A 20,971-nucleotide genomic window follows, 5' to 3' on the forward strand; every position below is an offset into this window, starting at 1 on the left:
AAACGAAAGAGGGGATCTTCATCAATGAAGATCCCCTCTTTCGTTTTTATGTCGTTTTTATCTTTAGTAGATCACTGTTACAGAACCTGTCTTCTTCACTTTCTCTCCGGTTGCTACGATCTTGTAATCCATCACCCAAACATATGTTCCTACCGGTACGCGTCCTTTGTCCCAGGTACCTTTCCAGCCTACTCCCGGATCGGTGGTGTAGTAGATCCGTTGCCCCCACCGGTTGAAAAGCACCAGCTCGAAGTCGGAAATTGCACACCTGAATTTCGGTCGGAAGTAGTCGTTCAATCCATCTGCGTTCGGTGTAAAGGCCGTCGGTAAATATACCTGGCAACCGCACTCCTGGTAGGTGATATCTAATTCGTCTATTGATTGTCCGCAACTATTCGTCGCCACGATGGCATAATGTCCTGCCTGCGTAACCGGGAACAGTGGTAGGGAAGAACTGTCCTGCCATTTATATTGTGCCCCTGCACCGTCTGGATGCAAGTTGTAAACCTCTCCTATACATAATAAAGTATCTGGTCCCAGGTTCGTTCGTAATGTATCTTCAAACTGTACGTGGATGGTATCGCTGTCAACACAACGTCCCACCTGTGCCCTTACCCAGTAGTAACCGGTTTCACGTACATAGTAGGTAGCCTGTTTGGAGGTATCCTGCCAACGGTAGGAGGCAGTTCCGAAGTCAGCTTTCAGTACCAGCGTTTCACCTTTACACACAACAGTATCATTCCCCAGGTTCAGATTCTCTTCAGGTTTAAAACGGATCAGGATCGTATCGAGCACCTCACAGGTATTGTTGATATTCACAAAGACCCAGAGGTCCCATCGACTTCGTATTCGGGTTGTGGGCGTTTCGGCGCCGTTACTCCATCTGTAAGCGGTAGCACCTGGTGTGGTGGCATCTACTGTTATCTGTTCTCCCGGACATAAGATCGTATCTTTTCCTAAAGAGAACGGATGTTCCTGACCGGCGAAAGCGATATAGATAGTATCACGATACATTCCACAACCTTTAGCATCAGCAACTACGATGTAAGGAGTAGAAGGCATTGCTACATCACTGTGTACTATGATGTTAGGCGTAGTATCTCCCGTGTTCCACAGGTAGGTACAGTTCTGGGCGGTAGCGTCCAGTTCTAATGTTTCACCTAAACAAAGTATCAGGCTGCTGTCTCCCAGGTCGAGTTCCGGAACGGGAGTATAGAACACGTTAACGGAATCGTCGATCAGACAGCCGTTGATCTTCACCTTATAGGTGCCCATCGTGTCGACCAGGATACTTGGATCAGTAGATCCGTCCTGCCACTCGTAGGTTGCTCCGGGTACGGTAGGTGCGGTGAGGGTAATGGTAGTACTGTCACATATGGTCTGGTCTGTAGGACCGAAATCATAAATAACACGTTCTACGATTGTCAGGTTTGTAGTGGAGGTTTCCGGAACGCCATTTCTGTAGGCGATCAGTTGCACAGTGTAGTCACCGAGGGTATTGTATAGGTGTGCGCCCTTTATTCTCCGGGATGTATCCGCGGAGCCGGAGGCTGGGTCCCCAAAATACCAATGTACGGAATCAATATCTGCTAGGTCCGCCTGAGCTATTTCAAATCTAACACTATCATTCTGGCAGGTTGTCGAATACGTAAATGGTGTCTGTGCCTGGGCGTCATACGCACCCAGTATGGTTAATAAAACCGCGAGTAATAGATATAGGCTTCTCATGAAGGGACATGGGTAAGACGCTAAATTAAAAGAAAAAAATGATATGTTTTTATTTTTTAATGGAATTACTCGTCTAAGGGTCTCGCGCTTACATACCGCTTCCATTTCTCCAGGACAGCCTTGAAATCTTCCGGCAGCGGACTCTCAAAATGCATAGGTTTCCGGGTCCGGGGGTGTATAAAACCAAGCGTTTGTGCGTGAAGGGCATGACGTGGCATAATTTCGAAACAGTTTTCCACAAACTGCTTGTATTTGGCGAATACTGTGCCTTTCAGGATGCGGTTTCCTCCATAAGTATCATCATTGAACAGGGAATGGCCAATGTGTTGCATATGCACCCTGATCTGGTGGGTACGTCCTGTTTCCAGACGGCATTCGATGAGTGTCACATAGTTATACCGTTCCAGCACCTTGTAATGGGTAATAGCGTCCTTGCCATATTCTCCATCCGGGTATGCATCCATGATCTTGCGGAAACGCTGGTGACGTCCTACGTGTGCCTGAATAGTTCCTTCATCTTCCTCAAAATCGCCCCATACAAGAGCCATATAACGACGTTGAACGGTATGATCGAAGAACTGTTTAGCCAGATCGTTCATCGCCTTGTCAGATTTGGCTACGACAAGCAATCCGCTGGTATTCTTATCAATACGGTGTACTAATCCGAAACGGGGAATTTCCGGTTCCGGTACTGGTGTAGTGGTACGATCGCCCAGATACCAGGCCAGCCCGTTCACCAGAGTGCCGGTATAGTTTCCGCAGCCAGGATGAACTACCATTCCCGGCAACTTATTGATTATCATTAAGTCTTCATCCTCATAAACGATATCCAGCGGAAGTTCTTCCGGAATAACCTCCGTATTTTCCGGGTTCTTATGTGAAAAGACCACGATATGATCATGTGCCTTTACCTTATAGTTGGATTTAACCGGTTTGTCGTTGACGATGACCATGCCATCTTCACAAGCCTGCTGAATTTTGTTACGGGTAGCACCTTCCACCCGGTTCATCAGGAACTTGTCAACCCGGAGTGGCTCCTGGCCTTTATCTGCTATAATATTTACCCGCTCGTACAGCTCCTCGCTGCCTTCGCCATTTTCCAGTTCATCGTCAAGTTCAATCAGTTCTTCCGCCATGAGGATTCAAAATTTTTGCAAAGGTACGGATTGCCCGCCGGATGCCCACATATTGTGGGGAACTACAATAAGAAGTGTTCCCGTACCGGATTTAAGGTGTCTGCTACAGTTCAATCCCGCTCTGGGTTTACCCAGGTTTCTATATCTCCATATCGCTATACCGTCATTTCACCATCACTTTACCGTCATCTGTATATCCCTTCGATATACAGATGACGGTAAGATGATATGGAAATGCCGGTGATGAGATATGGACGAACAGAGGAAAGACCCTGTATAAAGGCATTTCTAAAAGAACAATAGGAGAAATTCGGCTACCAGCGGGGATTTAAGGAAGCAGAAGGCTGACAGGGAGGATGTGAGATCAACTAATTCCGTACTTTTGTGCCTGCAATATGAACAAGAAGATCCACACGAACGACCTGGGAATCATTGATTATCAGAAGGCCTGGGACTACCAGGAGCAGCTTTTACAGGAGAATGTACGTATCAAGCAGGCATTGGCAAAAGGGGAGATACCGGCCGGTCAGGCAAAGGAAACGACCCATTACCTCTTGCTCTGTGCGCATCCGCACATTTATACACTTGGAAAAAGCGGCCATATAGAGAATTTGTTGTTGGATGGCCATCAGCTGGAAGACAAAGGGATCAGCTTTACAAATACGAACCGGGGAGGTGACATCACCTATCATGGTCCCGGGCAGGTGGTAGGATATCCAATCCTGGACCTGGAACAGTTCTTTACTGATATCGGGAAATATCTCCGTTTCCTGGAAGAGGTTATCATCCGTACGCTGGCAGACTATGGCATCAAGGGAGAGCGCTCAGCGGGAGAGACCGGCGTGTGGCTGGACCCGCAGGACCCTATCCGTGCGCGTAAGATCTGTGCGATGGGGGTACGTTGCAGCCGTTGGGTGACCATGCATGGTTTTGCCCTGAATGTGAACACCGATATGGCCTATTTTGGTAATATCGTTCCCTGCGGCATTACTGATAAGAAGGTTGCTTCCATGCAGGAAGAGTTAGGCTTTGTCATACCGGAAGCGGAAGTCAAAGCTAAGATCAGCAAATACTTCGCAGAAGTATTTGAAGCAGAAATGATAATGGATTAAGGATTATTGATGATCCTTGAATGATGAAAAGTTATCAATCAATATATTAGTTCCTGTAGTTCAGTGGAATGAACAGGTTCCACTTCTCATAGGATTTGCCGTCCTGGTAGATCTCGAAATTAAACCAGCCTGAGTGCAGGAAAATGGCTTTTTCGAGTATCAGGAAAGGCTCCTTTACTTCTTTGATCTCGAACAGGAAAGACCCATCCGGTTCGAAGAACTTCACACTGTATTTCTTGTCAACAGCGTCCGGCAGTTTGATATTCACATTGCCGTCTGCAGTGGTATATACATAGTTGGAAGGATGCCATACTATTTTTTCCTCTTTATGGGCCTCATTTTTGTCTTTTGAGGTTCCGGGTGCTCCAGTGTTTACCCCGGCCTCTTTAGCGGCTGCAATCGCCTCTTTTACGTCAGCAAGCTGTAGTTTTTTGCTCCCGTCTATGGTACTGTCCGGAACAGCAAGGATAATTCTGGAATAAAGGTAGCGGCCGTTATTGAACTGAATGAACAGGCGATAGTAGTTGGAACCGGGAAGGGGTTTGACGTCCTGATAACTATTCCTGAAATCATTCGGATTGTTCACCAGCCCGATCGTACTGAAATTCAATACGCTATCCAGGGAGCGCTGCACCCCGATGAATTTAACCTCCCTGAATCCGGATATGAAGTCAAGTTGGATCTTGCCTGTTTTGATCAGTGCAGAGAAATCTGGTAATACTGGCGGTGTGGTGGTAGTCTGTGCTTTAACTGAAACTGACGTTATAAATAAACCTGCAAAAAAGACTGCGAATAGAATAGTACGCGACAACTGCTTCATAAATGCTAATTCCTGTATCCATACTTCCCAATGCCTTTTGTTGGACAAAAAACACCGGTTTTCCTCTTAAGTTGGCAAAAATAGTAAATAGACGATTGAAAATAGTGAACTGCGTAAATATAAACAATTCTGATATATGGAGATAGTGTATCAGGATACCATTTAACAAAGCTTTTAATAAAAGGGAGAAGAGCCCGGAAAGTAAAACAAACATTTTACTCTTCAGCAGCGGGAACCCTTATGGAGCGTGACAAGCTTCCTCCCGTGTTTTTCACATACACCTCGTTGAATTGTGCAGACCTTGGAATACTGAACAGCACAAATTTCCTTTTCGGAGCTGGTGTTCCAAAAACAGGAGACTGATTTGCCAACAGGAAAAAGGGAATAATAAGCTGGCAGTTTTTTGTAAAAGAGCTATCGACGAAGAGTTTTGCATCTACATCATCCCAACGGTTGAGGTCATTAATGTTAGGTGTTCTGTTATCGACAAGGATACCTACCAGCCAGTTGTCCTTAAAGTTTAAGGCTGGCGGAACACTGTCTGTGGGGATAGGTGGCCTCATAAAATATTTATCGAATTCTTCTTTACTGTTGAATTCCTCAATATCCAGCAGGAGAGTAAGATTCACATCGGGCTTAAACTCATAGCCTTTTATGGTATCCAATACAAATTGGTGTTTGCTGGTATCGCTACATACAACAGGAGGTCTGCTCTTTATCTTTTTGTTTTGATGACCGTTGCAGGAAGTACATACATTTAAGTAAAATGCTGAAAGCCCTAAAAGTAAAAGGGATTTACCTACCGTCATCATTTCCCTGTAATCCGCCTGTATGGATGAGCAGCACCTTGCTACCCGGAGGATACAAACCTTCAGATACATCCTGTCTGAAGCCCATGATTAACTTACCGGTATACACAATATCCAGCGGAATGCCGGTTTCATCATAGAATTGCCGCATAAACCCGCTTAGTGCAGGCGTCACTTTTGCATATCCTCCTCCATGATGTTGATGCACTAATTGCCAGTGTGGGAGAGGGGCGGGAGCCAGCAAGGATTGTATTTCCTGTTCCAGGTAAGCAGCACCTTTCAGGACTACATAACCTCGTATCTCTTGCTGATGATCCGCACTATTGATCAGGCCTGCCAGTGTTGTACCTGTACCCACGGCACAGACAATGTGTGTAAAGGATGGATCATTGACTAATGAAAGGATCTCTTCACATCCTTTAGCCCCTAACGCATTATTGCCACCTTCAGGCACTACATATGCATCAGGATAGAGCGTGCTCCAATCCGTCTCATTCTTAATACGGTATGCCTCCCTGCTAATGAATAATAATTCCATTCCTTTAGCAGATGCTTCACGTAAGGTATGACTTAACACGGATGGCCGTTCTCCTCTTATAACGCCGGTACACGCAATGCCCGCCAACTGGCAGGCCGCAGCAGTAGCTGCAATATGATTGGAATAGGCGCCGCCGAATGTGAGTATATGTTTCTTTCCATTGGCAAATGCAGCTTCAAGATTATAACGCAGTTTAAACCACTTATTCCCCGAAACCTCCGGATGCAGCAGATCGAGGCGCAACACTGCCGCCCGGATATTATCCGGCAACCATGAAGGAGAGATAGTTTGTAGTATGATATTGTTGTAATCGAGCATTAGTCGCATAAAAAAAACAAAACACTATAAACAAAACACTATAAACATAACACTATAAACATAACACTATAAACATAACACGATACGCCATCTACAATAGAACGCCGGAAGTAGCGGAACGGTTTCAGGAGGAGATGACGGGCCTTAGGCTCTTTGACCCACGCTTGATGAAGCTAAATAAGTATGCTGTGTTGATACGCTTGATAAAGTTCAATAGCATTCCAACCAAAGAGGCGCCGACCGGCATCCCTCCTGAAACCGCAGTCTCTTCCGCAAAAACAACCACCCCACAAACAACAAAACACAAACAACGAGACATGAGCAGTAAAACATAAACATCACTGCCCGGTATACAATACCTCCGCAGGATTTAACTTCTCTCTATCCCTGTATATCCCTGCATCCAGCCAAGCGCCTGCACCAACATTAAAATACTGTACCTTGATCTTATGTAATCCTTTCCGTAAAGGTAAGAACCCACTTTTGTCAGTCAGATCATGCTGACCATCATTATCCACTACGACCTGATCATCCACATAAAAGACGGCACCATCATCGCTGTTAAGGTGAAATTCATACAGATCATCCGCAGGGATTTTTACATACCCGGTATAGGTCACACCTGCATTTTTAAGCGACAACGGACGAATATCAATGGTAGGTAAAACACCAGTGCTATCGCCTGTAGCCGGTAACTGACGCGCATTGGCCGGTGTGGAATTAACGAGCGAGAAACGCACGCCTTTCTTGCCCGGTTGCACAGGCAATGAAGGAAGATAAGGTTTGCGTACATAGGTAGCGCTGTACAAAGGACTGATCCTTCCGGAAGGCAGAACAACAATACACTGCACCATTGCAGAACCATTCTCAGGAACAGAAAGAGCAAACGGTTTTGTATAAGGCGTGCTCCTCGTTCCCGGCTGACTACCATCAGTAGTATAGTAAATGAAACTACCTTTCACAGGAGGTTTCAAAGTAACCGTTACTGAAGGCGTTGTCACCACTTTACTCTCAAGGCCCTGTGGTTCCGGAATACGGAAATTGACGCCGGCCGCATTCAGTCGCCCTAACTCCATCGGTAGTTTCTGCATGAAACGACGATAATTTTTCTTCCACGGTTGTGACCAGGCAATTTCCGACAAAGCCAGTGCCCGCGGCCATACCATATAATCGAGCATAGGCTGGTCAGGGATGAACTCCGTCCAGATATTACCCTGCACACCCTTTATATATTTGCGCTCTGCAGGTGTTAGGGAAGCCGGCAGAGGCTCATATTTGTATACAGTATTGAGCGGAAGATATGCCGCTGCATTCAGTGGTTCAGTAGCAGGCTGACCTTGTGTATAATCGAAGTAGAGGTAAGTGTTCGGCGTCATAATGACATCATGTTTTTGTTTGGCGGCGGCAATACCGCCTTCCTCGCCACGCCAGCTCATCACAGTAGCATTAGGTGCGAGACCGCCTTCCAGTATTTCATCCCAACCAATGATAGTACGTCCTTTACTGTTTACGAATTTCTCCATCCGTTGAATGAAATAACTCTGCAGATCATGTTCATCTTTCAAACCTAATTTCTTAATGAGGCGCTGCACGTCAGCGGATTCTTTCCAGCGGTCTTTCAAACATTCATCGCCACCGATATGGATATATTGAGAAGGGAAGAGGGCCATTACTTCTGTCAGTACATCCTGCAAAAAAGTAAAGACAGAATCATTCACCGGGTTTAAAACATCTTTTGAGATGCCCCAGGTAGTACGTACCTCATATGGGCCACCTGTATTTCCGAACTGCGGATAAGCCGCCAGCACGGCCTGTGAATGGCCTGGCATTTCAATTTCGGGGATGATCGTGACGTTCCTTTCGGCAGCATATTTCACGATATCACGCACTTCATCCTGTGTATAATAACCGCCATATGGTTTACTATCATAAGTAGTACTGCGGCGATGATGGCCTACGATCGTTTCTTTTCTTATGGAAGCAATTTCCTGCAGGCGGGGATACTTTTTGATCTCTATACGCCATCCCTGATCTTCAGTGAGATGCCAGTGAAAGCGGTTGAATTTATAGAGCACCATCATGTCAATAAACTGTTTGACAGCGGCGGGAGGGAAGAAGTGGCGTCCTACATCCAGCATCATCCCGCGATAAGCGAAGCGGGGATAGTCCTGGATCTTAACACCTGGAAGGTGAATGGCAGTTTGTTTATTCAGGGGAAACAACTGGAGCAACGTTTGCAAGCCATTGAATAATCCGTAGCTGTCTCCCTGCAGATAAACACGGCCGGTGTTCACTTCCAGTATGTAGCCTTCGGCATTCCCGGCACTGGCTTCTACCAGTTGTATCACGGAATGTGCTGTAACACGGGGCAATTTTGCATAGCCGTTAGCAGGCAGTTTGAAATTATAATTGCGTTGCAGAAAATCATTCAGAAAATTGGCAACCTTACCGGCCGCTTGTCCGCTGTAATGTATTTCCGCTTTCTCATTCAGTACGAAACTTCCTGGCATGGGAGTCAGCAACACGGGTTCAGGGATGATCGTGATATCGCCTGTTTTCAGTTGCGCCATTCCGTTAAGAAAGTAAAGTGCCGTTAGGATTGACAAGAATAATTTCTTCATATGCTTATTGTTGGTACGATAATCCACTGTTCCAGATGATCCGATTGCACCGGCGTTCCGTAAGTATGCATGCTGTACAGCAGCGGGAACATTATTTACATTACCGGGCCGGAAGGGTTTAAGGTAGTGGATTCTTTTGATAAACTGGTAGCCTTGAACAATGCTAATTTGACATGTTCCTGATTACAATGTGACGGAATATATGAATTAATTAAATAATGTAGTACTTTTTGAGGGATTGAACCGGTTGGTACGGGATTTGCGTCATGATGCCCCATTATGCGTAACAGTATGATAACAAAAAGACAGCGTGATAATGGTTTTAATGATTAAATTTATCGCCAGGAAATTTGTTCAAAATATGAAAACACAAAAAACAAGTCTATAAATGCAACCAACTTTATTGATCCTTGCAGCTGGAATGGCTAGCCGTTATGGCAGTTTGAAACAGATCCAGCAGTTCGGCCCCAGCGGTGAAACAATTGTTGATTACTCCATCTACGACGCTATCCGTGCCGGTTTTGGCAAGATAGTATTCATTATTCGCAAGGATTTTGAAAAAGAATTTAAAGAGATCTTTGAGCCAAAACTGAAGGGGCGTGTAGCTACTGATTATGTATTCCAGGAAATGGATGCATATCTGAATGGTTATCCGATGCCTGCAGACCGTTCCAAACCATGGGGAACAGCGCATGCTGTATTATGTGCGAAAGACGCTATCAATGAGCCTTTTGCGGTAATCAATGCGGACGATTTCTATGGTCGTGATTCTTTTGAAAAAGCAGCGGCATTTTTGAAGAATGACGCGAAGCCTGATGTTTACAGCGTGATAGGGTATCAGCTGAATAAAACTATCAGTGAGCATGGCTCCGTTTCCCGCGGTGTATGTGCGGCTGACAGCAATAGCAACCTGGCTGCTATCAACGAAAGGACCAAGGTTTACAAAGATGGTGAACAGATCGTGTATGAAGATGCTGATGGCAGCAAACATGCTATGGCTCCTGACACCCCTGTATCCATGAACTTCTGGGGTTTCCATCCGTCAGTATTTGACATGAGCCAGGGCCTGTTCAAGGATTTCTTAAAGAAAGACGGTGATAAGCCTAAGTCAGAATTCTTCATTCCAATTGTAGTGGATCACTTCATTAAAAACAAGCTGGGTGTGGTAAATGTCATCCCTACAGCAGCGCAGTGGTTCGGTGTAACTTATAAAGAAGATGCACCGGGAGTACAGGAAAGCCTTTCTGCACTGGTGAAAAGTGGGGAATATCCGGACAATCTCTGGAAATAATACCTGAAGAATTGTAATATTTTTGCTATTTGTGTGGATTTTGACTAAAGAAACTAACTTTTATTTCAATATCTTCAAAAAGTGCAGGTTTGTTTGCGAAATAACTAAATTTTTTGATCGTATTGTTTTTTAGTCGAACGACCAATACATTTGTAGAAGCAAAATAAAACAAGGTACCTCCATGTGGGTAAATAAAGACAATAACAAGATCAATCACATCGTAGCTCAGTTGAATTGGGCTATCACGCTAGTCGTGGTTGTCGTTGTCATTATTAGCCACCAATATGGAGGATAGGTAATTGTGTACAATCACTAAAGATAACAGCAGCCTTCCTCCACAAGAGGAAGGCTTTTTTTTTGCGCCTGTAATTAAGTATCCAAAATCGAATTCTAATATCTGAATTATGTATAGCTATTACAACGAGAACACCATTCTTTACGTTAACGGGGAGTATAAGAAAGCCAACGCGGCCACTATCGACCTTTACGGTCAGTCATTGCACTACGGATATGCCGTATTCGAAGGTATCCGTGCTTACAAAACAGCTGATGGAAAAGTGAAGATTTTCAAAGCGAAAGAGCACTTTGACAGATTCAAACGTTCCTGCGAGTTGATACACATGCCATATACGTTCAACAATGATGAACTGATCGAGGCATGTTATAAAATACTGGAACTGAACAATATGGAAGAAGCGTACATCCGTCCGCTGGCTTTCTGCCCCCCGAACATGACCCTGAAAGCGGCCAGCGAAACACATGTACTGATCTGTGCATGGGAGTGGGGCGCTTATTTAGGTGAAAAACTGCTGCGTGTGATGACATCATCTTACCAGCGTCCAAATCCAAAAGCATTCAAGATCGAATCAAAAACTGCCGGTCTGTATGTAAACTCGATCCTGGCTTCGCAGGAAGCAAAGGAAAACGGTTACGATGAAGCACTGCTGCTGGATATGAACGGTTATGTAGCTGAAGGTCCGGGAGCTAACCTGTTCTTCGAAAAAGACGGTAAGATCTTCACCCCGCCTCCAGGTAACATTCTGCCGGGCATTACCCGCGCTACAGTGATTGAACTATGCCATGAACTGGGTATTCCCCTGGAAGAGAAACTCTTCACAACAGACGAACTGAAAACTGCCGATTGCGTATTCTATTGCGGTACCGCAGCAGAAGTAGTTGGTTGGGATTCTCTTGACGGTCAGACTTTTGCAAAACCATGGGCTACTTCCCTGGGCAAATTGCTACAGCAGGCTTATAAAGCAAGAGTGCTGGAAAAAGAATTCGATCGCGCTGCTGTACCAGTCTCCTAACCACTGGTCTCAGGTTACAGATATTCATGAAAACTCGTGCTGATTCAGGTATTCCCTCTAATTACTATACCTGAAAACGATACATTATTATTTGAAACTGATAGTATTGTATCCGATCATCAGATAGCTACGCAAAGCATCCCGCTTTGTATTATTCAAAACAAAGCGGGATGCTCTTCATAAAGACTTCGTACATACCTCCCGTTTCTTCCCGTAACAGTATTTTTTGATAAGTTGGAATTTGGATTTTTGAAGGTGTGTTATCCAGTGCCATAGCGGGTTTAGGCATAAAACGAAGAGATTTGAATACCGGCTAACCGGGCAGTAATTGGTTTGGAACTTGGCTTTTATCACTGCTATTTTGTACTACTTTAAATAGCAACCGGAAATACTAACAAACAGATGGAATTAAATAAATACAGCAAAACGCTCACCCAGGACCCTACACAGCCAGCCGCACAGGCGCAGCTGTATGGGATAGGTTTAACAGAAGAAGACCTGAAGAAAGCACAGGTAGGCGTTGCCAGTATGGGCTACGACGGTAACACCTGTAACATGCACCTCAATGACCTCGCTCAGCAGGTCAAAAAAGGCGTCTGGGCTAATGATCTCGTCGGACTCACTTTCCATACCATAGGCGTCAGCGATGGTATGAGTAATGGTACTCCCGGTATGCGTTACTCCCTGGTCAGCCGTGATGTGATTGCTGATTCCATTGAAACTGTTTGTGGTGCACAATATTATGATGCACTGATCACCGTACCTGGCTGCGATAAAAACATGCCTGGTTCCCTGATGGCAATGGGCCGTCTGAACCGTCCGTCTATCATGGTATACGGTGGTACGATCGCTCCGGGCAAGTACAAAGGAAAAGATCTCAACATCATCTCCGCATTCGAAGCACTGGGCCAGAAAATGGCAGGTGAGCTGAATGACGAAGATTTTAAGGGAATAGTTATGAACTCCTGCCCTGGCGCTGGCGCCTGTGGCGGTATGTATACGGCTAATACCATGTCATCAGCTATTGAGGCATTAGGTATGAGCCTTCCATACAGTTCTTCCAGCCCTGCAACCAGCAAGGAAAAACAGGAAGAATGCCTGGAAGCAGGTAAATATATCCGCCTGCTGCTGGAAAAAGATATTAAGCCTACCGACATCATGACCTTTGAGGCATTTGAAAATGCCGCTACCGTTGTGATGGCACTGGGAGGAAGTACAAATGCGGTATTACACTTCATCGCCATAGCAAAATCAGTAGGCGTGAAATTCACTTTACAGGATTTCCAGCGTATCAGCGACAAAACGCCATTGATAGCTGACCTGAAACCAAGTGGTAAATACCTGATGGAAGACCTGCACAACATTGGCGGTGTTCCACTGGTAATGAAATATTTACTGAAACAAGGTTACCTGCACGGACATTGCCTCACCGTAACCGGCAAGACCCTGGCAGAGAACCTGGCAAGTGTTCCTGATCTGGATTTTGAATCACAGGACATTATCGTTCCTTCTGAGAAACCGCTGAAAGCTACCGGCCACATACAGATGTTGTATGGTAACCTGGCAGAACTGGGCTCAGTAGCAAAAATAACCGGTAAGGAAGGCTTAAGCTTCCGCGGGCCTGCACGTGTGTTTGATGGTGAGTTTGAACTGATAGCAGGTATCCAGAGCGGCCGTGTGCAGAAAGGAGATGTGGTGGTGATCAGACAGGTAGGCCCTAAAGGAGCACCTGGTATGCCTGAAATGCTGAAACCTACTTCTGCTATTATGGGTGTAGGTCTTGGTAAGAGTGTAGCGCTGATCACAGACGGACGTTTTTCCGGTGGTACACACGGTTTTGTGGTAGGTCATATCACACCGGAAGCCTATGAAGGCGGTACCATCGCGCTGGTAAAAGACAATGATATTATTGAAATAGATGCCGAAAAGAACACGATCAATGTGGAAGTGAGCGCAGAGGAACTGGCAGCCCGCAGGGCACAGTGGGTAAAGCCTGCATTGAAAGTAACCAACGGTATATTGTTAAAATACGCAAAACTCGTTTCAAATGCAACAGAAGGATGTGTTACCGATGAAGCCTGAGCCAACTGAAAAGCGGGCAGCAACAACTGCTCCCCTTAATATCACTGGTTCTGAGGCAGTGATCCGCTCGCTGATTGCAGAAGGTGTAGAAACCATTTTCGGCTATCCGGGAGGCGCTATTATGCCCATTTATGATGCCCTGTACGATTTCCAGGACCAGGTACATCACATATTGGTCCGTCACGAACAAGGTGCAACGCATGCAGCACAAGGTTATGCACGCACTTCCGGCAAAACAGGAGTGGTCTTCGCCACATCCGGTCCCGGAGCTACCAACCTGGTAACAGGATTGGCAGATGCTTACATGGACTCTACACCGATGGTGTGCATCACCGGTCAGGTGGCAGCAGCGCTGCTAGGTACCGATGCATTCCAGGAAACCGACGTAATAGGTATCACTATGCCTATCACAAAATGGAACATCCAGGTAACACGTCCGGAAGACATTCCAGGCGCTATTGCCAAAGCATTCTATATCGCGGGCAGCGGCCGTCCTGGCCCTGTACTGGTAGATATCACCAAGAATGCGCAGGCAGCGAAGTTTGACTTCAAATACGAAAAATGTGAGTATATCCGCAGTTACCGTCCCGTTCCGGTAATGGATAAGGATGCGGTAGCAGAAGCGGCAGAACTGATCAACAGCGCGAAACGTCCATATATCCTTTGTGGTCACGGCGTACTGTTGGCAGGAGCTGAAAAAGACCTCATCGCACTGGCGGAAAAAGCAAGCATTCCTGTTGCTTCCACCTTGCTCGGCTTATCTGCTGTTCCGGTAGATCATCCGCTGTATGTAGGTTATCTGGGTATGCATGGTAACTATGCACCCAACATCAAAACAAATGAGTGTGATGTACTGATCGCTGTGGGGATGCGCTTTGACGACCGTATTACCGGTGATGTGAGCGCATATGCGAAACAGGCCAAAGTGGTGCACATCGAAATAGACGCCGCTGAGATCAACAAGATCATCAAAGCGGATGTAGCAGTACATGCTGATGCAAAAACTGCCTTGCAGGCATTACTGGGACTGGTAAAACCAGCGAAGCATGACGAGTGGATCCAGGGATTCCGCGAAGCAGATAAACAGGAAGAGGAAAAAGTAACTAAGAAGGAACTGTATCCTACTGAAGGTGGTCTGAAGATGGCTGAAGTGGTGCGTCTCATCTCTGAAAGAACAGAAGGTAAAGCCGTACTGGTAACAGACGTAGGGCAGCACCAGATGATCGCTTCCCGTTACTATCGCTTTAAAGATCCTAACACCAATATCACTTCAGGTGGTATGGGAACAATGGGTTTTGCATTGCCGGCATCAATGGGCGCGAAAGTAGGTACACCTGAAAAAGAAGTAGTGGCGGTGATCGGTGATGGTTGTTTCCAGATGACATTGCAGGAACTGGGTACTATCTATCAGTCTGAAATAGGCGTGAAAATAGTGATCCTGAACAATAACTTCCTGGGTATGGTGCGTCAATGGCAGCAGCTGTTCTTTGACAAACGTTATTCTTCCACGGAAATGGTGAACCCTGATTTTGTACAGATAGCAAAGGGTTTCTTCATCCCGGGCCGGAAAGTAACTGACCGTGCGGATATTGCAGCAGCGGTAGATGAGATGATCTCTCACAAAGGCGCTTACCTGCTGGAAGTTGTAGTGGAAAAAGAAGACAACGTATTCCCAATGGTGCCTGCCGGTGCTCCGATAGCTAATATCAGGCTCGAGTAGGAGGAACAAGGAACCCGAAATCATTAACACGAACACTATGCAAAAAGAATATACAGTAACGGTATATACGGAAGACAGGATCGGTATCACGAACCGTATCACCGTTATCTTCACCCGCCGGGGTATCAACATCACCAGCCTGACGACAGCTGAAACGGAGATCCCGGGCGTATATAAGTTCATCATCACCGTATTGTCCGAAAAAGCGAAGCTGGAGAAGATCGTTGGTCAGATAGAAAGACTGATAGAGATCCACCGTGCTTTTGTGCATGAGGAAGACGAGGTGGTATATCAGGAGCTGGCCCTTTACAAAATATCTACAAAGGCATTGCAGAATGGTAATATCGAACAGCTGATCCGCGAGAACAATGCACGTATACTCACACTTACAGACGAGTATTTTGTATTGGAAAAAACAGGTCATCAGCAGGAGCTGATCGATCTGCAGGCGAAGCTGGCGCCATATGGTCTGATCGAATATTCAAAGAGTGGAAGAGTGGCGATCGTAAAATGGAGCCGCCGTTTCCATGATCATCTGAAAGAACTGTCAGCACTTCGTCCCGACAATCTGAAGGAAGCGAAGTATGGCAACGCAGAAGTATCTGCAGAAGAAGAAAGTATCTAGTTTAAATAATTCATAAAAAACAAACACTATCAAAACATGGCAACCATCAATTTTGGAGGGGTACTGGAAGACGTAGTAACCAGAGAAGAATTCCCAATGGAAAAAGCTAGAGAAGTGCTGAAGAACGAAGTGATAGCTATCATTGGTTACGGCGTACAGGGCCCCGGCCAGGCACTGAACCTGAAAGACAACGGCTTTAACGTTATCGTAGGACAGCGTAAAGGTTCTAAAACATGGGATAAAGCTATCGCTGATGGCTGGGTTCCAGGTCAGACACTGTTCGAGATCGAAGAAGCTGCTTCAAAAGGTACTATTATCCAGTTCCTGTTGAGCGATGCCGGTCAGATCGCACTGTGGCCTACATTAAAGCCACACCTGACTAAAGGTAAAGCTTTGTATTTCTCTCATGGTTTTGGTATCACTTATAAAGACCAGACTGGTATTGTTCCTCCTGCTGACGTGGATGTGATCCTGGTAGCCCCTAAAGGTTCCGGTACTTCCCTGCGCAGACTGTTCCTGGCTGGCCAGGGGCTGAACTCCAGCTTTGCAATCTTCCAGGATGCAACCGGGAAGGCACGTGACCGCGTTATTGCGCTGGGTATCGGTGTTGGTTCAGGTTACCTGTTCGAAACTGATTTCAAGAAAGAAGTTACTTCTGACTTAACAGGTGAGCGTGGTACCCTGATGGGTGCTATCCAGGGTATCTTCGCTGCTCAGTACGAAGTACTGCGCAAGAATGGTCACTCTCCATCTGAAGCATTCAACGAAACCGTTGAAGAACTGACTCAGTCTCTGATGCCACTCGTTGCTGAAAACGGTATGGACTGGATGTATGCTAACTGTTCTACTACCGCTCAGCGTGGTGCGCTGGATTGGTGGAAGAAATTTAAAGATGCAAGCCAGCCAGTATTTGAAGAACTGTATGCAAGCGTTGCTGCCGGTAAAGAAGCTGCACGTTCTATCGCATCTAACAGTACTCCTGACTACCGCGAGAAACTGGAAGTTGAACTGAAAGAACTGCGTGAAAGCGAAATGTGGCAGGCAGGTGCAGCTGTAAGAAAGTTGCGTCCTAACAACTAATTCAATATTTGATCAGGAAAATAAAGGATCAGGAATTGGGTGTTATGCATCGGTTCCTGATTCTTTTTCTGATCACTAATTAAAGAACAATGTCCCAGGTACTAACAAGTGTGAACCCGCTGAACATCCTTGATGCTGCGGTGAAGTTGAAGCCTGTGGTGAACCGTACCCCGCTTACATATAGCGCTACGCTCTCCCGCCGGTACAATGCAGACGTCTATCTCAAAAGAGAAGACATGCAGATTGTAAGGTCTTATAAATTGCGCGGTGCATACAACCTGATTAGCAGCCTGGATAAAGAAACGCTGTCAAAAGGCGTAACCTGCGCCAGTGCAGGTAACCATGCACAAGGCTTTGCTTATGCATGCCGTCAGCTGGATATCAAGGGCGTTTGTTTCATGCCTATCATCACTCCAAAACAAAAAGTGACCCAGGTAAGTATGTTCGGTGGAGACAACATCGAAATAAAACTGGTAGGCGATACTTTTGATGATTGTGCGGCGGAAGCCCAGGCTTTTACTAAGGCGCACAACATGACTTTCATTCCTCCTTTTGATGATGCGAAGATCATCGAAGGACAAGGTACCGTAGCAGTAGAGATCCTGGAAGACCAGGCAAAGATCGATTATGTATTCGTGCCCATCGGTGGTGGCGGATTAGCGTCAGGTCTCGGTACTTATTTTAAAACTTATAGTCCGCAGACGCAGATCATTGGTGTGGAACCTGAAGGTGCTCCATCTATGACACGCGCACTGGAGGCAGGCGAGCCGGTTACACTCGACGAAATAGAACGTTTCGTGGATGGCGCCGCAGTAAAAAGAGTAGGTGCGCTTACATTCAGCATCTGCAAAGATATATTGAACAAAATGCAACTGGTACCGGAAGGGAAGGTTTGCTCTACTATATTACGTCTGTACAATGAAGATGCGATCGTTGTAGAACCCGCAGGAGCACTGTCTATCGCGGCGCTCGATTACTACGCGAAAGAGATAGAAGGAAAGAAAGTAGTATGTGTGGTGAGTGGCAGTAACAATGATATCGACCGTATGCAGGAGATCAAGGAACGCTCGTTGTTATACGAAGGTTTGAAGCATTACTTCATCATCCGCTTTGTACAACGCCCAGGTGCATTGAAAGAGTTCGTGAACCATGTACTGGGACCAGACGACGATATCACCCGTTTTGAATTTATTCAGAAACATAATAAGGAAATGGGCCCGGCGCTGATAGGAGTGGAGCTGAAGCGGAAAGAAGATTACGATATCCTGCTGGCTAACTTCCGGAAGTATAATATTCATTTTACCGAACTCAATAAAGACGATAACCTGTTCGGTTACCTCGTCTAAAGTCCTGATATCAACCAATTTTTAAAGGGGCATTATGTTTTAGTTATAAAACATGATGCCCTTTCTGTATGTATCCGCAATTCCCTTTTTTATCCTAATTTGAAGGTCTAAATATCTACGCATGAGTAATTTTATGCAGGCGGCTGTTTTACCCGAGTTTGGGCCAGCCACTGCTTTCAGGATTGAGAAGGTACCGGTACCACTGCCAGCGGCAGGACAGGTACTTGTTAAAGTAAAGGCGATCGGATTGAACCCTGTAGACTTCAAAACCCGTTCTGGTAAAGGATATGCTTCCTATCAGACATTACCTGCCATACTTGGTTGGGATATAGCCGGTGAGGTAGTGAGTGTCGGAGAAGGCGTAAGCAAGTTCTTTACTGGCGACCGTATATTCGGTATGAGTAATTTTCCGAACCCGGCTAATGCATACGCAGAGTATGCGGTAGTACAGGAAGATGAGTTTGCCATTATTCCTAAAGATATATCATATGAAGTAGCAGCCGGTACACCACTGGCAGGGCTTACCGCTTGGGAGGCCTTGTTTGATCAGGGTGGTATTACCTGGGGACAAAGAGTGCTGATACAAGCGGCTGCAGGTGGAGTTGGTCATATCGCTGTTCAACTGGCGAAGTGGAAACATTGCTTTGTAGCAGGGACGGCGTCGGCAGTTAATCATCCTTTCCTTGAACAGCTGGGAGCAGACCAGCTGATCGACTATAAGACCCAGCGTTTTGAAGACGTGGTGGAAAACGTGGATGTGGTGCTAGACGGTATGGGAGGTGAAACGGCACTCCGCTCTATCGATGTGTTGCAACGAGGTGGAGTATTGGTATCGTTGCCCAGCATGTATAAAGATGATCCTGCGGTGATCGCAAAAGCAAAGGAGAAAGGAGTGGATGTGAAGTGGATGTCTGTAAGGCCTTCCGGCGAAAGGATGGAACAACTGGCATTCCTGCTTAGTAACAACCGTTTGAAAGTACAGGTAGATGAAACATTCCCGTTGACGGAGATCGTCCGTGCACACCAGTTACTGGAAGAGGGACATGGGAAGGGGAAAATAGTACTGACGGTGTAGATAGAAGGGTAAGGGGATTGGAATACAATTAATGTCACCTTGACATCTATAAAAAGAGTACATTTGACGAAATACAAGTCGAATTCCTACGTTTGAAAACAGGCTAAAATAGCCAAATCGGATCGGTATGCTCAGCTACTGGGAGAAACAAAGCCTTTTGCAATATGATTATATCATTGTCGGCAGTGGTATAGTGGGGCTTTCTGCTGCTATCAGTCTGAAAGACAAGCTGCCGGCGGCCAGGGTGCTGGTGCTGGAAAGGGATATTCTGCCTACAGGCGCCAGTACAAAGAATGCGGGTTTTGCATGTATAGGTAGTCTGACGGAGCTGTTGTCCGATTTCAACAACATGCCTCGTAAAGAGGTGCTGGACCTGCTGCAGATGCGTCGTAAGGGTTTGCAGCTACTACGCCGCCGGATCGGAGATGAGGCTATGCAGTACAGAGAAGCAGGCAGTTATGAACTGATAGGCATACAGGAAGAGCACGCCCTTTCGCAAATAGATAGTATAAATAACATTTTAAGACCACTGCTTGGTGGCGAAGCCTTTACATTGGTTAACGATAAGATTGACGGATTTGGCTTTAATAAGACGTATGTAAAAGCGCTGATCAGCAATAACTATGAAGGCGAGCTGCATACCGGCAAGATGATGCGATGCCTGATAGACATCGCCATTTCAAAAGGAGTAGAAATAAAGACCGGTTGTGCGGTGAAGCACTTCGAAGACCTGCAGACTGGCGTACGTGTCACTGTACCCACGGCTGGTGGAGAGGAGATCGCTTTCATGGCCAGAAGAATAGCTGTGTGTACCAATGCCTTTGCCCGGCAATTATTACCGGAGCTGGATTTACGCCCTGGCAGGGGACAGGTGTTAATGACCAATGTGATCCCCGGCCTTGCCTTTAAGGGCGTTTTCCATATGGATGAAGGGTATTATTATTTCCGTGAACTGGACGGAAGGGTATTATTCGGCGGTGGCCGTAATCTTGACTTTGAAAAAGAAACCACAACAAGTTTTGATCTTAATCCGGAGATACAACAGCAATTGGAAAACCGGTTGCACAATATTATCTTACCAGGACATTCCGTTATGATAACTGACCGTTGGACCGGTATCATGGCTTTTGGAAAAACCCGCCAGCCATTGATCCGATACCATACCCACAACATAGTGCTCGGTGTCCGGATGGGCGGTATGGGCGTCGCAATAGGTTCCGCCGTAGGAGAACAGATCTCCGCGTTCCTGACTGAATAGTAAAATGAAAAACAGAAATATGTCCAACAAGGGTGAAAAAAATTAAACGTAAATTTTACGTTTAATTAAAATGTTACTATATTGATTCCTAATTTATTTATT

At 45.9% G+C, this 20,971-nt stretch carries 16 protein-coding genes; 10 read left to right on the top strand and 6 right to left on the bottom strand.

Annotation, left to right across the window (positions count from 1 at the left end; translation table 11 throughout):
* Positions 1 to 63 precede the first annotated feature (63 nt).
* A complete protein-coding gene (locus C7475_RS19050) occupies positions 64 to 1,728 on the bottom strand; it encodes a gliding motility-associated C-terminal domain-containing protein (protein WP_158286548.1) in 1,665 nt (554 codons plus the stop codon).
* Positions 1,729 to 1,793: 65 nt separating this feature from the next.
* Positions 1,794 to 2,864, bottom strand: a complete 1,071-nt coding sequence (locus C7475_RS19055) for an RluA family pseudouridine synthase (RefSeq protein WP_199236255.1) — start codon at positions 2,862 to 2,864, stop codon at positions 1,794 to 1,796.
* Positions 2,865 to 3,259: 395 nt separating this feature from the next.
* Here C7475_RS19055 and lipB point away from each other — a divergent pair, with 395 nt between their 5' ends.
* Positions 3,260 to 3,976, top strand: a complete 717-nt coding sequence (gene lipB / locus C7475_RS19060; protein WP_110054973.1) for a lipoyl(octanoyl) transferase LipB — start codon at positions 3,260 to 3,262, stop codon at positions 3,974 to 3,976.
* 46 nt (positions 3,977 to 4,022) lie between these two features.
* Here the strand turns inward: lipB and C7475_RS19065 are convergent, their stop codons facing one another.
* The 4 genes from C7475_RS19065 to C7475_RS19080 form a co-directional block, all read right to left on the bottom strand.
* Positions 4,023 to 4,844 (bottom strand): hypothetical protein, encoded by an 822-nt coding sequence (locus C7475_RS19065; RefSeq protein WP_146217594.1) that lies wholly within the window; start codon positions 4,842 to 4,844, stop codon positions 4,023 to 4,025.
* A 167-nt stretch (positions 4,845 to 5,011) separates the two neighbouring features.
* Positions 5,012 to 5,461: a hypothetical protein gene (locus C7475_RS19070; protein WP_146217595.1), complete on the bottom strand. Its 450-nt coding sequence runs from the start codon at positions 5,459 to 5,461 to the stop codon at positions 5,012 to 5,014.
* A gap of 130 nt (positions 5,462 to 5,591) precedes the next feature.
* On the bottom strand, positions 5,592 to 6,470 hold the full coding sequence (locus C7475_RS19075; RefSeq protein ID WP_199236256.1) for a 1-aminocyclopropane-1-carboxylate deaminase/D-cysteine desulfhydrase: 879 nt from the start codon (positions 6,468 to 6,470) through the stop codon (positions 5,592 to 5,594).
* Positions 6,471 to 6,799: 329 nt separating this feature from the next.
* Positions 6,800 to 9,082, bottom strand: a complete 2,283-nt coding sequence (locus C7475_RS19080; RefSeq protein ID WP_110054977.1) for a family 20 glycosylhydrolase — start codon at positions 9,080 to 9,082, stop codon at positions 6,800 to 6,802.
* A 388-nt stretch (positions 9,083 to 9,470) separates the two neighbouring features.
* On the opposite strand from C7475_RS19080, the gene C7475_RS19085 reads away from it, so the two are divergent.
* The 9 genes from C7475_RS19085 (at position 9,471) to C7475_RS19125 (ending at position 20,869) form a co-directional block, all read left to right on the top strand.
* Positions 9,471 to 10,373: a sugar phosphate nucleotidyltransferase gene (locus tag C7475_RS19085; protein ID WP_110054978.1), complete on the top strand. Its 903-nt coding sequence runs from the start codon at positions 9,471 to 9,473 to the stop codon at positions 10,371 to 10,373.
* Between the two features lie 404 nt (positions 10,374 to 10,777).
* Positions 10,778 to 11,683, top strand: a complete 906-nt coding sequence (locus C7475_RS19090; protein WP_110054979.1) for a branched-chain amino acid transaminase — start codon at positions 10,778 to 10,780, stop codon at positions 11,681 to 11,683.
* Positions 11,684 to 12,085: 402 nt separating this feature from the next.
* The gene (gene ilvD, locus C7475_RS19095; RefSeq protein ID WP_110054980.1) at positions 12,086 to 13,765 is read left to right on the top strand and encodes a dihydroxy-acid dehydratase; all 1,680 of its coding nucleotides are present in this window, start codon (positions 12,086 to 12,088) and stop codon (positions 13,763 to 13,765) included.
* On the top strand, positions 13,731 to 15,485 hold the full coding sequence (ilvB, locus tag C7475_RS19100) for a biosynthetic-type acetolactate synthase large subunit (RefSeq protein WP_370445431.1): 1,755 nt from the start codon (positions 13,731 to 13,733) through the stop codon (positions 15,483 to 15,485). Before ilvD ends, ilvB begins: the two co-directional genes overlap by 35 nt.
* A 37-nt stretch (positions 15,486 to 15,522) precedes the next feature.
* Positions 15,523 to 16,110, top strand: a complete 588-nt coding sequence (gene ilvN / locus C7475_RS19105; RefSeq protein WP_110054982.1) for an acetolactate synthase small subunit — start codon at positions 15,523 to 15,525, stop codon at positions 16,108 to 16,110.
* A gap of 36 nt (positions 16,111 to 16,146) precedes the next feature.
* Complete coding sequence (gene ilvC, locus C7475_RS19110; protein WP_110054983.1) at positions 16,147 to 17,190, top strand: ketol-acid reductoisomerase; 1,044 nt, start codon at positions 16,147 to 16,149, stop codon at positions 17,188 to 17,190.
* 89 nt (positions 17,191 to 17,279) lie between these two features.
* A complete protein-coding gene (gene ilvA, locus C7475_RS19115; protein WP_110054984.1) occupies positions 17,280 to 18,536 on the top strand; it encodes a threonine ammonia-lyase IlvA in 1,257 nt (418 codons plus the stop codon).
* A gap of 121 nt (positions 18,537 to 18,657) precedes the next feature.
* The gene (locus tag C7475_RS19120) at positions 18,658 to 19,611 is read left to right on the top strand and encodes an NADP-dependent oxidoreductase (protein ID WP_110054985.1); all 954 of its coding nucleotides are present in this window, start codon (positions 18,658 to 18,660) and stop codon (positions 19,609 to 19,611) included.
* A gap of 127 nt (positions 19,612 to 19,738) precedes the next feature.
* The gene (locus tag C7475_RS19125) at positions 19,739 to 20,869 is read left to right on the top strand and encodes an FAD-binding oxidoreductase (protein ID WP_110054986.1); all 1,131 of its coding nucleotides are present in this window, start codon (positions 19,739 to 19,741) and stop codon (positions 20,867 to 20,869) included.
* Positions 20,870 to 20,971 lie beyond the last annotated feature (102 nt).

It is taken from the genome of Chitinophaga sp. S165, from assembly GCF_003182155.1.
Classification (GTDB): Bacteria; Bacteroidota; Bacteroidia; order Chitinophagales; family Chitinophagaceae; genus Chitinophaga.

Excerpts from the sequence above, each read along its gene's own strand:
- C7475_RS19050 (WP_158286548.1), bottom strand. The coding sequence starts at position 1,728 with ATGAGAAGCCTATATCTATTACTCGCGGTTTTATTAACCATACTGGGT.
- C7475_RS19055 (WP_199236255.1), bottom strand. The coding sequence starts at position 2,864 with ATGGCGGAAGAACTGATTGAACTTGACGATGAACTGGAAAATGGCGAA.
- lipB (WP_110054973.1), top strand. The coding sequence starts at position 3,260 with ATGAACAAGAAGATCCACACGAACGACCTGGGAATCATTGATTATCAG.
- C7475_RS19075 (WP_199236256.1), bottom strand. The coding sequence starts at position 6,470 with ATGCGACTAATGCTCGATTACAACAATATCATACTACAAACTATCTCT.
- C7475_RS19080 (WP_110054977.1), bottom strand. The coding sequence starts at position 9,082 with ATGAAGAAATTATTCTTGTCAATCCTAACGGCACTTTACTTTCTTAAC.
- C7475_RS19085 (WP_110054978.1), top strand. The coding sequence starts at position 9,471 with ATGCAACCAACTTTATTGATCCTTGCAGCTGGAATGGCTAGCCGTTAT.
- C7475_RS19090 (WP_110054979.1), top strand. The coding sequence starts at position 10,778 with ATGTATAGCTATTACAACGAGAACACCATTCTTTACGTTAACGGGGAG.
- ilvD (WP_110054980.1), top strand. The coding sequence starts at position 12,086 with ATGGAATTAAATAAATACAGCAAAACGCTCACCCAGGACCCTACACAG.
- ilvB (WP_370445431.1), top strand. The coding sequence starts at position 13,731 with ATGCAACAGAAGGATGTGTTACCGATGAAGCCTGAGCCAACTGAAAAG.
- ilvN (WP_110054982.1), top strand. The coding sequence starts at position 15,523 with ATGCAAAAAGAATATACAGTAACGGTATATACGGAAGACAGGATCGGT.
- ilvC (WP_110054983.1), top strand. The coding sequence starts at position 16,147 with ATGGCAACCATCAATTTTGGAGGGGTACTGGAAGACGTAGTAACCAGA.
- ilvA (WP_110054984.1), top strand. The coding sequence starts at position 17,280 with ATGTCCCAGGTACTAACAAGTGTGAACCCGCTGAACATCCTTGATGCT.
- C7475_RS19120 (WP_110054985.1), top strand. The coding sequence starts at position 18,658 with ATGAGTAATTTTATGCAGGCGGCTGTTTTACCCGAGTTTGGGCCAGCC.
- C7475_RS19125 (WP_110054986.1), top strand. The coding sequence starts at position 19,739 with ATGCTCAGCTACTGGGAGAAACAAAGCCTTTTGCAATATGATTATATC.